Source organism: Devosia epidermidihirudinis, assembly GCF_000971295.1.
Taxonomy (GTDB): domain Bacteria; phylum Pseudomonadota; class Alphaproteobacteria; order Rhizobiales; family Devosiaceae; genus Devosia; species Devosia epidermidihirudinis.
On sequence record NZ_LANJ01000045.1, the window covers coordinates 1 to 12241 of the forward strand.

Here is a 12241-nt window from a genome sequence, read left to right on the forward strand (position 1 = left end):
CCAATCCCTCACCACCGTCATTGCCCGCACGGGCCGGGCAATGACGGTGGTGGGGGATGGGTGGGCGGTATGCCCTCGGCTCCCTGCCCGCTTTCGCCGCTCTATCGTCATCACCCGGCTTGTCCGGGTGATCCAGCTAGGCGCCGGGAGGAAGGTGGATTGCCCGGGCGAGCCGGGCAATGACGATGGTGGGGAGATGGATGGTATGCCTTGGGCTCCTGCCCCTAGACCATCTTCTTATCGAGGCTGCGCTGGGTGCGGAGGCCTGGGAAGAGCTGGCTCCAGACGATGGCCACCGCAACGGCACCGACGCCGCCGATGACCACAGCGGGTACGGGGCCTATGAAGTGTGCCACTGTCCCTGCCCGGAACTCACCCAACTCGTTGGAAGCGCCGATGAACACCGAATTGACCGCGTTCACGCGGCCACGCACTTCCTCGGGCGTCCAGAGCTGCATGATGGTTTCGCGGATGGTGACGCTGACCATGTCGGATGCGCCAACCAGCGCCAGTGCGGGAATCGATACCCAGACCGTGGTCGAGAGACCAAACAGCGCGGTGAACAGGCCGAACAGGCCCACAAACAGGAAGAGCAGCTTGCCGGCGTGATCGCGCACCGGGAACTTGGTCAGCACCAGTGCCATGACAATAGCCCCGATGCCCGGTGCAGCGCGCAGCATGCCCAGCTCCTGCGGACCGGCGTGAAGGATGTCCTTGGCATAGACCGGCAGCAGCGCCACAGCGCCGCCCATCAACACGGCGAACATGTCGAGCGAGATCGCGCCCAACACCACCTTGTTGGAAAAGATGTAGCGGAAACCGGCCAGCATGGTGTCCAGACTGGTCGCCTGCTGCGACTGGCGCTGCGCAGGCTTGGGGATCAGCAGCACGCAGACCATCGCCAACAGTAACAAGGCGCCTGCCGTGCCAAAGGCCACGGTCGGTGCGATGCCATATAGCAGACCGCCTGCGGCAGGCCCCATGATCGAAGCAAACTGCCAGGCGGAGGCATTGACGGTAATGGCATTGGCCAGCGCATTGGGCGGCACCAGGTTAGGCGCCAGCGACTGGGCTGCGGGGCCCCAGAAGGCGCGCGCGGTGCCCAGAAGGATCAGGATACCGAAGATCGGCCAGACCTCATGCGCCTCGGCATTCACGAAGGTGAAAAAGCCCAACGCGCAGAGCAGCTCCACGCCCAGACACACCGTCATGATCAGCCGCCGGTTGAAGCGGTCAGCCGTGAGCCCCGTCACCAGGATCAACAGTAGTGCGGGAAGAAAGAGGCTCAGCCCGACCAGACCCAGCAGGAAAACGTCACCAGTGACGTCATAGATCTGCCAGGCGATCGACACCGACATGATCTGTACGGCGAAGCTGACCAACAGGGTCGTCAGCCAGAAAAAGCGGAAGCCCACATAGCTGAAAGCAAGGCGGGACGGGTCGGCAGTCATGGGCGTGCTCATAGCTTGCCCATGACATGACACATTGTCGCAGTCAAAGCCGGAATTGACCCAAAGCGTTCGCCTGGATCGAATCTATTCCTCTTTGTCGCTCTGGGGCTTCTGGCGGTTCGGATTTGGACGCTGGTGACGGCGATCGATCGAGGAAATCACGCCGCGCAGGGTGCGAATTTCCTGGCTGGTGAACTTTCCGCGCTCCAGCATGGTGCGCAGGTTGTTGATCACCGTCGGGCGCTTGTCTGGCGCGGTGAAAAAGCCCGAACCGTCCAGTGTTGTCTCAAGGTGCCCAAACAGGCCAACCAGTTCTTCGCGTGGGGCAACGTCGGCCATGGTATTGCCGAACGGCAGAGCCTTGCCTGCCTCGGAGTGGCGGCGCCACTCATAGGACATCAGCAAAACTGCCTGGGCGATATTGAGCGAAGCAAACGCGGGCTCGACGGGCAACGTCACGATGGCATCGGCCAGCGCAACTTCCTCATTAAGTAGACCCCAGCGCTCGCGGCCAAAGAGAAGCCCAGCATTGTGCCCAGCACCGATATGGGCGGCGAGATTGGTGGCGGTCTCTTCAGGGCCCAGCACGTCCTTTTGCAGGTCGCGCGAACGCGCGGTGGTCGCGTAGACCAGCGTCAAGTCGGCAATCGCCTCTTCGAGAGTCTCGAACACGCGTACACGCTCGATCACATGGTCGGCGCGCGACGCCGCGTTGACCGCACGTTCATTGGGCCAACCATCGCGCGGGCGGACAATACGCAGGTCCCACAGGCCGAAATTGGCCATGGCGCGCGCAGCCGTGCCGATGTTTTCACCCAGCTGCGGTTCGCACAGGATGATCGCCGGAGACGGCTTCAGGGTGATTTCGATAGATGAGTCAGTTCCGGCCATGGCGCCCAATCTCGCAAGATCAGGCGGCATAACCTATTTGTCCGCCTCGACGCAAATCAAGCGACGCGGGCCCGCATGGGGAGATCCTTGACCTTGCTCGAGCGCTGCCACTCCCGATCGAGAATAGCGAAGTGCAGTTCCTCGTCCCACTCGCCCTGAAACAAGGCGTGTTCGCGGTAATGAGCTTCCAGCCGCAGGCCCAGCTGTTGCATCAGTTTGATCGAATGGTGATTGCGACCGTCGCTGCGCGCAAAGACGCGATGGATGCGGAAATGGCCAAAGGCGAGATCAAACACCGCCGCAATCGCTTCGGCAGTGTACCCTTCGCCCGAATAGCTCGGATTGATAAAAAAGCGGATTTCGCCCTGCCCCGCCGTAGCATCCGACCACAGCAGCGAAACGTGCCCAATCAACTTGTGATCGCCGCGTCGGACCATTGCGAGAGAGAGCGTGTCGCCGGGCCGCTGCAGGTTGACCTGGCTGCGCAGCAGATTGAGCGCACCTGCCACCTCGGCACGGTCATAAGTTGGGGTGCTCACATAGCGCTGCACGCTGGGCAGGCTGTGATATTCGCACAGACTGTCCACGTCGCAACGCTCGAACGTCCGCAGCTCCAGACGGTCCGTAAGGATAGGTAAGCTCAATGAAGACATGTGACAGTTTCCTCCGCTTTTTTACCCTCAAGCCCACCGATACAACGTGGGATGAGTCAGCAGGGTTCCTGTCGCGGACTGGAAAATGATCCTAAAAGCGCTCTTCAAACGAGCAGCGCTTGCCGCTTAGCGGGAGAGCCACTCGCGCCGAAGGATGGCGTAGACAAACTCCTGGTCCCACTCGCCCTTGAAAATGGCATGCTCACGGAAGTGGGCCTCCCGGCGCATCCCAAGACGCTCCATCAGCCGCCAGGACGAGCCGTTGCGCACATCGCAGCGCGCCGACACGCGATGAATATCGCCAGGACCAAAAGCCAGATCGAGCAGCGCCCGCGCAGCCTCGGTGGCGTAACCTTCGCCCTGATAGTCGGGATTGAAAATCCAGCCGATTTCGCCCTGCCGCGCATCGGCGCTGTGCCAGGTCAGCGAGACTTCACCAATCAACGAGCCGGTCGATAGAAGCTCCACGGCGAGGATAATCTTGTCGCCATCCTTTTCCAGCGCCACCTGCCCGATGCGCTGCTGCACTGCCAAGGCGCATTCCTCGCGGCTGAGGGCCACGTCGAACAGATAGCGGGCCACATCATCGCGGCTCCGATAGGTATAGACGGCATCCACATCGCCCCGGGTAAAGGGACGAAGTCTCAGCCTGTCGCTGATCAACGGATATTCAGGATAAAGCGCCATACATCTCCCCCGTTTGGCGGCCCGGCACTTTTGCTGGAGCGGCGCACAAAGGCAAGTCCGGGGTCTTGCCCCATCGGGGCGCGCATGTCAGCCTTAAATAATGAGCACGCATGACTATCCCGAAATCAATCTGACCACACGCTGCGACTGCGGCGCGGTCAAACTGACCGCCAAGGGGCGGATTGTGTCGATGTTTCTGTGCTCGTGCCTCAACTGCCAGCGCATTACGGGGAGCGGTCATGCCAGCCCGGTTGTGCTGCCGGCCGACGCTGTGAGCCTGATCGGTGCGACAAAGAGCCATTCCCGCACAGCCGATTCTGGCGCGATCTTCACGCGACACTTCTGCCCCGAATGCGGCACCACGCTCTACGCAGCGTCGTCGCGCGCACCAGCGCTGCGGCTTGTACCGGCTGGCCTGTTTGCCGGGCAGAACGACTGGTTTGAACCCAATCAGGTCATTTTCTCGCGCAGCCGCCAGGCCTGGGACCTGATCTCGGACCACCTGCCGCTCCATGACACCTACCGCCCCGACGTCAGCAAATGAGCCTTGCCTCCGAAGAACTCTCCGACCGCGTGCGCGACATGCTCGCGCGCTACAGGACTGTCAGTGAAAAGAAGATGTTCGGTGGCCGCTGCTTCATGCTGTCGGGCAACATGCTGGTATGCCCGCTCAAGGAAGGCGGCTTGCTCGTCCGCGTCGGCAAGGATTCCTATGACGAAAGCCTCGCCCTTCCCGGCGCACAGGTGGTCAGCATGGGGACGAAAACCATGGGCGGCTTTGTCGAAGTCACCGGCGATGTGCTGGAAGACGATGACGTGCTGAGCGACTGGATCGAGCGGGCGCGGGCTTTCGTCACTACCCTGCCGCCAAAATAGGTGGCCCGGCTGAGAGTTCCCAGCCGAGCCTTTGCAATCCTAGATCTTGCTGAACACCAGCGAAGCATTCACGCCACCAAAGCCGAAGGCATTAGCGAGAACGTGCTTGATGTCTTTTGGCTTGGGCGTGTTCGGCACAAGATCAAACACGTCGGCCGCCGCATCAGGCTCATCGAGATTAAGCGTTGCCGGCAGCGTGCCATGACGGATCGCCTCGATGGAGATGATCGCCGCCAGAGCGCCCGCAGCACCGAGCAGGTGGCCCGTTGCCGACTTGGTCGCGCTCACCGCCAGATCCTTGCCGCGACCGGCAAACACCGCACCGATACCGGCGATCTCTGCCGCATCACCAACCTCGGTCGAGGTGCTGTGCGCGTTGACGTAGTCAATCTGAGCTGGCGCCACACCAGCCATCGACAGCGCATTGCGCATCGCGACCTGTGCCCCTGCACCATCAGGCGAACCGGAGGTCAGGTGATAGGCGTCGGCCGAGGTGCCGTAACCGCCCAGAATAGCCAGCGGCGTCGCGCCGCGTGCCTTGGCATGGCTGAGCTTTTCGATAACCAGGATCGCCGCGCCTTCTGACAGCACGAAGCCATCACGCTTGGAATCGAATGGCCGTGAGGCCTTGGTCGGGTCGTCATTGTAGGCTGTCGACAGGGCGCGCGAGGCGCCGAACCCGCCGAGCGAAATCGGATCGACGGAGCCTTCGGCGCCGCCAACCACAGCCACTTCGGCCTCGCCGGTCATGATCATGCGCATGCCATCGCCGATGGCCTGAGCCGACGCAGCGCAAGCGGTAACCGGCGCGCCAATCGGGCCCTTGAAGCCGTAGCGAATGGAAATCCAGCCAGCGGCGAGATTGGCGAGGAACGATGGAACGGTGAACGGCGACAGACGGCGCGGACCCTTTTCGGAAATCAGCTGCGCGGCCTTGGCCATCACCGGCGAACCACCCACGCCCGAACCAATGATGGTCGCGGTGGCGCGCTGGTCTTCTTCACTCACCGGTTTCCAGCCCGACTGGGCAATGGCTTCCGCCGCTGCAACCAGACCATACTGGATGAACAGGTCCATCTTCTTGATGTCCTTGGCGTCGATCGCCACCAGCGGATCAAAACCCTCCGGGTCGGTTTCCTTGCTCGGCACCAGACCGGCAATGGTCGCCGTATAGGCCGAGGTATCGAACCGGTCGTTGTGCACGATGCCGCTGCGGCCCGCGATCAGGCGTTCCCAATTGGTGGCCACGCCCACACCCAGGGGCGATACTACGCCCATGCCAGTGACAACGATGGGATCGGCGGGATCAGGTTTCAGCATGAAGGTCTCCAACAGTGTATATGCACGTTATATGAAAGTGTGTGGCAAAGCCGTGGCCGCTAAAGCTTGGCCAATTGTTGCAGGGCGGCGATGGCGCCCTCGAAATCTGGATTGGTCAGCGTGTCGCGCAGTTCGGCCTGCCACTTGCGCCACTCCGGCAGCATTTTTTCCACCAGTTCGGCGCCAGCCTCGCTGAGCGCCACGATGCGGCGATTGCCGTGTTCGGCAGCCTGCTTGGCGACGAGCCCCTTGCGCTCGAGCAGGTCGAGATTGCGCGACAGGGTACTGCGCTCCATGGCAATGCTATTGGCCATTTCGGTGACCGAGCGGTCAGGGTGATCATTGAGCGTTGTCAGGATGTTGAACTGGGCGGCTGTCACGCCAAACCGGCGCAGGCGGTGGTCGGCATGCCGCGTCACCGCGCGCGCCGCCATCCGCGTATTGAGCACCATGCACTGGCTGAAATCATCCTGCATGGCCCGCATATAGCCGTGCATATACACGGCGTCAACGGCAAGCCCCCATGCCGGATCGCAGCTTTGCGCATGGCTACGCCGGTGATATATGGGCTCACCAAACGGCACGGGCTTCCTCCCGGGCCAAAATGCAATGGCAAGGGAGCCCGTAAGATGAGCAAAATCAAAGTCGCTAACCCAGTGGTGGACCTCGACGGCGATGAGATGACCCGGATCATCTGGCAGGCGATCAAGGACAAGCTCATCCATCCCTATCTCGATCTGCCGATCGAATATTATGACCTGTCGGTGGAAAGCCGCGACGCGACCAACGACCAGATCACCATCGACGCAGCCCATGCCATCCAGAATCATGGCGTCGGCATCAAGTGCGCCACCATCACCCCCGATGAGCAGCGCGTTGAAGAATTCAAGCTCAAGAAGATGTGGAAGTCGCCAAACGGCACCATCCGCAACATTCTGGGCGGCGTGATTTTCCGTGAGCCAATCATCTGCCAGAACGTGCCGCGCCTGGTGCCAGGCTGGACCCAGCCAATCATCGTTGGCCGTCACGCGTTCGGCGATCAGTACCGCGCCACCGACTTCCGCTTCCCCGGCAAGGGCACGCTGACCATCAAATTCACCGGCGAAGACGGCCAGGTCATTGAGCACGAAGTTTATCAGGCGCCGGGCGCCGGCGTGGCCCTGGCCATGTACAACCTCGACGACTCGATCCGCGACTTCGCCTATTCGAGCTTCAACTACGGCCTCGCCCGCGGCGTGCCGGTGTACCTGTCGACCAAGAACACCATCCTCAAGGCCTATGACGGCCGCTTCAAGGACATCTTCCAGGAGATCTACGAAGCCGAGTTCAAGGAACAGTTCGAAGCCAAGAAGATCTGGTACGAGCACCGCCTGATCGACGACATGGTCGCGTCCGCCCTCAAGTGGTCCGGCGGCTATGTCTGGGCTTGCAAGAACTATGACGGCGACGTGCAGTCCGACATCGTGGCGCAGGGCTTCGGCTCGCTCGGCCTGATGACCTCGGTTCTGGCCACGCCAGATGGCAAGATCGTGGAAGCTGAAGCTGCCCACGGCACCGTGACCCGTCACTATCGCCAGCACCAGCAGGGCAAGGAAACCTCCACGAACTCAACCGCGTCGATCTTCGCCTGGACCCGTGGCCTCGCCCACCGCGCCAAGCTGGACGACAACGAGGCACTCGCCAAGTTCGCCCTGACCCTGGAAAAGGTTACCGTCGACACCATCGAAGAAGGCAAGATGACCAAGGACCTGTCCCTGCTCGTCGGCCCAGATCAGCCATGGCTCTCGACCCTCGGCTTCCTCGATGCCATCGACCAGAACCTGCAGAAGGCCATGTCGGCTTAATCGCTGCTCTTATGAATTGGAAAAGGCCGGGTCATCTGACCCGGCCTTTTTGTTTGCCCGCAATGCGTCCCCACAGTTTTCGTTTCGCGGAAATACCGGTTTCGTGCTATAGATTTGGCGTCGGCACACCGTTCCTGCCCGGCGCTTCACCATTTTTGAAGTCTTGCCCCGCCCTTTCAGGCGTCGACGCATTGTCATTATTTCATGAAGGACGCTTCCATGCGTTACAAATCCCTTGGGGGAACGGGCTTGCTCGTCTCCGAAATTTGCCTGGGCACCATGACTTTCGGCGGCGCCGGTTTTTGGACCGCAATCGGTCAGCTCGATCAGGGCGTGGCGGACAGCATTGTCGCCCGCGCGCTCGACGCCGGGGTCAACTTCATTGATACCGCTGACGTCTATTCCGAAGGCCTGAGCGAAGAAATCACCGGCCGCGCCATCGTCAACTCCGGTCGCAAACGCAGCGATGTAGTGCTGGCAACCAAGCTCAATGGCCAGATGGGGCCCGGCCCCAATGATCGCGGCTCGTCGCGCGGCCACATCATGGATGCGGTCAAGGCGAGCCTCAAACGCCTCAACACCGACTATATCGACCTCTACCAGATCCACGCGCAGGACAACCTGACCCCGGTCGAGGAGACCGTGCGGGCGTTGGAAGACCTGGTCCGCCAGGGCCACGTTCGCTATGTCGGCGTCTCCAACTGGGCAGCGTGGCGCATCGTCAAGGCGCTGGGCGTGGCGGACAAAAACAACTGGGCGCGCTTCTCGACGCTACAGGCCTACTACACCATCGCAGGCCGGGACCTCGAACGCGAGATCGTGCCGATGATCGAGCAGGAGAAACTCGGCCTGATGGTGTGGAGCCCGCTGGCTGGCGGCTTGTTGAGCGGCAAATACAACCGCGACGGCACATCACCGGACGGTTCGCGCCGGGCCAATTTTGACTTCCCGCCAGTCAACCGGGACCGCGCTTTCGACAGCATCGACGTGATGCGCGAGATTGGCGACGCCAAGGGCGTTTCCGTAGCCCGGATCGCGCTGGCCTGGCTGCTGCACCAGAAGCACGTCATGTCGGTCATCGTCGGCGCCAAGTCGGTCGAGCAGCTCGACGACAATCTGGCAGCCGTCGACGTGGCCCTGACTGCCGACGAACTTCAGCGCCTCGACAAGGTCAGCGCCCTGCCCGCGGAATATCCCGGCTGGATGATCGAACGCCAACTCCGCAAGGCCAATCCGAACGACTGACGCGATCACCAGCACCCAAAATCGAGGCGGCGTTAACCAGCGCCGCCTTTTTTGTGCGCGGGGCTGAGGATACGGAGCGCGGAAGCGCTATTATGGCTGGGTAACAGAGACGGCGGCTATGAGCGGCAACGGGCTTACACAATCAGCGCCAGCGCGGTTGGACGAAATCACCTCCGCACGCGGCATCGCTGCCTGCGTCGTGGTGCTCTACCACATCAACGCCTACGCCAATGGCGCGATTGCCGGAGCTTTCCCGCCTCTGCATTATGGCATTCTTGCCGTGGACTTCTTCTTCGTGCTGTCCGGCTTCATCCTCACCCATGTCTATCGGGACGCCTGGCGCGCCGGCACCTATCGGCATGGGAGCTTTATGGGTAAGCGGTTTGCCCGCGTCTGGCCGCTCCATGCCGCGACGCTAATCGGCGTGGCGCTCATCGTTCTCGCGGGCGCCCGCTTTGGCCTGTCGCCGGAATGGCACCCCACGATCAGCTCTTTCATCCTCAACGCCTTGATGCTGGATGCCGAAGGGCTGACCCCTGAACTCGCCTGGAACCAGCCTGCATGGTCCATCGGCGCAGAGTGGTTTGCCTACCTGCTGTTTCCGATCTTTCTCATCGTCATCGACCGCCTCGGCAACAATAGTCTGCGCGCGGTCGCATGCGTGGTGGTGTTTCTGGTCTGCGCCGCTGCCTCTACGGCTCTGTTCCACGTCGACCTGATGGAGCTGACCTATCAGGGTGGCGTGCTGCGCATCATCCCCTCGTTCCTGGCCGGTGTGGCGTTGCGCTATGCCTTTGATGGCGCGCTGGCCCGCGGCTGGGGCGGCAATGGCCCTCTAATCGACGGCGGGCTGCTCGCAGGCCTCATCCTGATGGTTGCCGCGGGCTATTTCGGCCTGCCCAATGCAGCGTTCTGGCCCATCATCATCGCCATTCTGTTCCTGCTCGCGCTGCGGGCCCACAGCCAGACACCAACGCCGCTGCGCTACCCTGCCCTCGTCTGGCTCGGCGACATTTCCTACGCCATCTATCTGGTGCACGCGCCAGTACTGATGCTGGTCTATGGGGTGGGCGGCAAGCTGCTGAACGCGGATTCTACCCCGGCCCTGCTCGGCCTGGGCGCGCTTGCCTTCATCATCTCGATCATCAGCGGATGGCTGGCACATGTGCTGATCGAGCGGCCTTCGCAATCCTGGCTAGTCGGCCTCGTTGGCGGTCGCCCAAAACCCGTCGCGGCCGAATAGGCAAACAGGCCAGATTCAGCGCTTCATATTGAGGTACGTGCCTAATTCGACGTAATGCCCATCGACGGATGCTGCCGACGTCTCTAGTCTCGCAGGAATTGAGGCTTCGAATTCCCGGATTTACTATGCCCGTCGGCGTGTTTTACGCGATTGCCGCCTATTCGATTTATTCCTGTGGCGACGCCATCATCAAAGGCTTCGGGCAAAGCCTATCCGTCTTCGAAATCGGTTTTTTCCTTGCGGTTTTTTCGCTGATCCCGGCGCTGTTCGTAAAACCCAAGGGCGAACGCTGGCGCGACAGCTTCAAGCTGGTGCATCCCAGACTGGTGCATCTGCGCTCGTTCACCGGCGTCGCCTCCTCGGTACTCGTCACCTATGCCTTTGTCACCATCCCCTTCGCCGAGACCTACTCGCTGGTCTTCATGATGCCCTTCTTCATCACCGTCATGTCGGTGGTGTTGCTGAAGGAAAGGGTGGATGGTTTGCGCTGGGCCATGCTGGCACTCGGCTTTGTCGGCGTCATGCTGGTGGTTCGGCCCGGCTTCCGCGAACTCGAACTGGGCCACCTGGCGGCGCTATGCTGTGCCGTATTTGGCGCGACGACGACCACCGTGCTGCGCGTGGTCGCCAGCGACGAAAAGCGCGTCAGCCTGATCGCCCTGCCCGCGCTCTACCTCGTGGTGGTCAATGCGGTATTGATGATCCCGACCTTCATCATGCCCACGCCCACCCAGTTTGCCCTGCTTGCAGTCAGCGGGGCCTTCATCGGCATGGGCCACTTGCTGCTGATCGCGGCAACCCGCAACGCGCCCGCCAGCCAGGTCGCGCCCATTCAATATGTGCAGATCGTCTGGGCCATCGGCCTCGGCGCATTCTTCTACTTCGAATACCCCGACCTCTTCGTTTATGCGGGTCTTGCCATCGTCGTGCTGTCGGGGCTGGTCAATGTGATCGTCGACGGTGCGCGCGCCCGCGTGGCGGGACGCTTTGCCGAATACCGGGCCCATCGCCCCGGCCCACCGACCAATATTACCGAAGTTCAGGGACCTGAAATTTAGACTTAAGACCCGGTCGACGCTCCCCACATCCGTTTGTATGGTAGTTGCGTCTTCCCCGAGTCTTTCCTCGTACTCTCAGGTACTTCGATGCCCGTCGGCGTCCTTCTGGCCTTTTTGGCCTATGCCACGTTTTCCATGGCCGATGCACTGATCAAGGCCACAGGGCCGGCTATGTCGGTGTTCGAAATCGCGTTCTTCACCACCAGCTTCTCGATCATCCCGGCGATGCTGACCAAGCGCGGCGAACGCTGGCGCGACAGCTACAAGCTCCGCCACCCGTGGCTGGTCCACTTGCGCTGCGCCACGGCCATCTCCGGCACGGCATGCGTGATGTATGCCTTCACCCACATCCCCTTTGCAGAAGTCTATGCCATCGGCTTCCTCACCCCAATCATGGTGACGGCGCTGGGCGTGCTGGTGCTCAAGGAGCATGTGGCGCTGCATCGCTGGCTACTGCTGATCATCAGCTTTCTCGGCGTCGTGCTGATTATTCGCCCCGGCCTGCGCGACCTGCAACTGGGCCATCTGGCTATTCTCTGCAGCGTGTTTTTCGGCGGCATCACCACCATCATCCTGCGCCACGTCGCGCCTCGGGAACGCCGGGTCAGCCTTGTCGGGCTGCAGGTGGCCTATTCCGGGATTTTCAACGGCGTGATGATGCTGCCGTTTTTCGTCGTTCCATCGCTGGAACAACTGGGCATTTTCCTCGGCATCGGCATTCTGGGCGGCACGGGAGGTCTGCTGCTCATCGCCGCCACCAAGCGCTCGCCCGCCAATGTCGTCGCGCCGGTGCAATATAGCCAGCTGATCTGGGCTATCGTCTTTGGCGCAGCGTTCTTTGGCGAATACCCCGACTATGTCGCGATCATCGGGCTCGTCATCGTGCTGTCGGCAGGGCTGGCCAACGTGCTCACCGAAAAGGTCAAAATCGTCTGGAAACCCCGCCTGTTCTTCTTCCGAACCGGGCTCTAGA

At 61.5% G+C, this 12241-nt stretch carries 13 protein-coding genes; 7 read left to right on the plus strand and 6 right to left on the minus strand.

Features of this window, described 5'->3' with window-relative positions; all coding sequences use genetic code 11:
* Positions 1-224: 224 nt before the first annotated feature.
* The 4 genes from WH87_RS15515 to WH87_RS15530 all read right to left on the minus strand — a co-directional run bounded on the left by WH87_RS15515 (position 225) and on the right by WH87_RS15530 (position 3682).
* Positions 225-1451 (minus strand): MFS transporter, encoded by a 1227-nt coding sequence (locus WH87_RS15515; RefSeq protein ID WP_407060050.1) that lies wholly within the window; start codon positions 1449-1451, stop codon positions 225-227.
* Between the two features lie 84 nt (positions 1452-1535).
* Positions 1536-2342: an RNA methyltransferase gene (locus WH87_RS15520; RefSeq protein ID WP_046140680.1), complete on the minus strand. Its 807-nt coding sequence runs from the start codon at positions 2340-2342 to the stop codon at positions 1536-1538.
* 56 nt (positions 2343-2398) lie between these two features.
* Positions 2399-2995 carry a GNAT family N-acetyltransferase gene (locus WH87_RS15525; RefSeq protein WP_046140620.1) on the minus strand — a complete coding sequence of 199 codons (597 nt, stop codon included), beginning with the start codon at positions 2993-2995 and terminating at the stop codon, positions 2399-2401.
* Positions 2996-3121: 126 nt separating this feature from the next.
* Entirely contained in the window at positions 3122-3682 is a 561-nt protein-coding gene (locus WH87_RS15530) for a GNAT family N-acetyltransferase (RefSeq protein WP_046140619.1), read from the minus strand.
* Positions 3683-3782: 100 nt separating this feature from the next.
* Between WH87_RS15530 and WH87_RS15535 the strand changes: the two genes are divergently transcribed.
* Positions 3783-4226, plus strand: coding sequence for a GFA family protein (locus WH87_RS15535; protein ID WP_046140618.1), 444 nt, complete (start codon positions 3783-3785; stop codon positions 4224-4226).
* Positions 4223-4558, plus strand: a complete 336-nt coding sequence (locus tag WH87_RS15540; protein ID WP_046140617.1) for a TfoX/Sxy family protein — start codon at positions 4223-4225, stop codon at positions 4556-4558. The genes WH87_RS15535 and WH87_RS15540 overlap by 4 nt, the downstream gene beginning before the upstream one ends.
* A 39-nt stretch (positions 4559-4597) precedes the next feature.
* Here WH87_RS15540 and fabF read toward each other — a convergent pair whose 3' ends face one another.
* Both fabF and WH87_RS15550 read right to left on the minus strand, forming a co-directional pair.
* The gene (gene fabF / locus WH87_RS15545) at positions 4598-5878 is read right to left on the minus strand and encodes a beta-ketoacyl-ACP synthase II (protein WP_046140679.1); all 1281 of its coding nucleotides are present in this window, start codon (positions 5876-5878) and stop codon (positions 4598-4600) included.
* Positions 5879-5937: 59 nt separating this feature from the next.
* A complete protein-coding gene (locus WH87_RS15550) occupies positions 5938-6375 on the minus strand; it encodes a MarR family winged helix-turn-helix transcriptional regulator (protein ID WP_052726647.1) in 438 nt (145 codons plus the stop codon).
* Positions 6376-6507: 132 nt separating this feature from the next.
* Here WH87_RS15550 and WH87_RS15555 point away from each other — a divergent pair, with 132 nt between their 5' ends.
* The 5 genes from WH87_RS15555 to WH87_RS15575 all read left to right on the plus strand — a co-directional run bounded on the left by WH87_RS15555 (position 6508) and on the right by WH87_RS15575 (position 12240).
* Positions 6508-7722, plus strand: coding sequence for an NADP-dependent isocitrate dehydrogenase (locus WH87_RS15555; RefSeq protein ID WP_046140616.1), 1215 nt, complete (start codon positions 6508-6510; stop codon positions 7720-7722).
* A 219-nt stretch (positions 7723-7941) separates the two neighbouring features.
* Positions 7942-8967, plus strand: coding sequence for an aldo/keto reductase (locus WH87_RS15560; RefSeq protein ID WP_046140677.1), 1026 nt, complete (start codon positions 7942-7944; stop codon positions 8965-8967).
* Between the two features lie 118 nt (positions 8968-9085).
* A complete protein-coding gene (locus tag WH87_RS19115; RefSeq protein ID WP_082092741.1) occupies positions 9086-10210 on the plus strand; it encodes an acyltransferase family protein in 1125 nt (374 codons plus the stop codon).
* Positions 10211-10335: 125 nt separating this feature from the next.
* Positions 10336-11268 (plus strand): DMT family transporter, encoded by a 933-nt coding sequence (locus WH87_RS15570; RefSeq protein ID WP_046140615.1) that lies wholly within the window; start codon positions 10336-10338, stop codon positions 11266-11268.
* Positions 11269-11355: 87 nt separating this feature from the next.
* Positions 11356-12240 (plus strand): DMT family transporter, encoded by an 885-nt coding sequence (locus WH87_RS15575; protein WP_046140614.1) that lies wholly within the window; start codon positions 11356-11358, stop codon positions 12238-12240.
* Position 12241: the final 1 nt, after the last annotated feature.

Bases quoted from the DNA above. Each gene is read 5' to 3' on its own strand.
- WH87_RS15515 (WP_407060050.1), bottom strand. From the start codon at position 1,451: ATGACTGCCGACCCGTCCCGCCTTGCTTTCAGCTATGTGGGCTTCCGC.
- WH87_RS15520 (WP_046140680.1), bottom strand. From the start codon at position 2,342: ATGGCCGGAACTGACTCATCTATCGAAATCACCCTGAAGCCGTCTCCG.
- WH87_RS15525 (WP_046140620.1), bottom strand. From the start codon at position 2,995: ATGTCTTCATTGAGCTTACCTATCCTTACGGACCGTCTGGAGCTGCGG.
- WH87_RS15530 (WP_046140619.1), bottom strand. From the start codon at position 3,682: ATGGCGCTTTATCCTGAATATCCGTTGATCAGCGACAGGCTGAGACTT.
- WH87_RS15535 (WP_046140618.1), top strand. From the start codon at position 3,783: ATGAGCACGCATGACTATCCCGAAATCAATCTGACCACACGCTGCGAC.
- WH87_RS15540 (WP_046140617.1), top strand. From the start codon at position 4,223: ATGAGCCTTGCCTCCGAAGAACTCTCCGACCGCGTGCGCGACATGCTC.
- fabF (WP_046140679.1), bottom strand. From the start codon at position 5,878: ATGCTGAAACCTGATCCCGCCGATCCCATCGTTGTCACTGGCATGGGC.
- WH87_RS15550 (WP_052726647.1), bottom strand. From the start codon at position 6,375: ATGCACGGCTATATGCGGGCCATGCAGGATGATTTCAGCCAGTGCATG.
- WH87_RS15555 (WP_046140616.1), top strand. From the start codon at position 6,508: ATGAGCAAAATCAAAGTCGCTAACCCAGTGGTGGACCTCGACGGCGAT.
- WH87_RS15560 (WP_046140677.1), top strand. From the start codon at position 7,942: ATGCGTTACAAATCCCTTGGGGGAACGGGCTTGCTCGTCTCCGAAATT.
- WH87_RS19115 (WP_082092741.1), top strand. From the start codon at position 9,086: ATGAGCGGCAACGGGCTTACACAATCAGCGCCAGCGCGGTTGGACGAA.
- WH87_RS15570 (WP_046140615.1), top strand. From the start codon at position 10,336: ATGCCCGTCGGCGTGTTTTACGCGATTGCCGCCTATTCGATTTATTCC.
- WH87_RS15575 (WP_046140614.1), top strand. From the start codon at position 11,356: ATGCCCGTCGGCGTCCTTCTGGCCTTTTTGGCCTATGCCACGTTTTCC.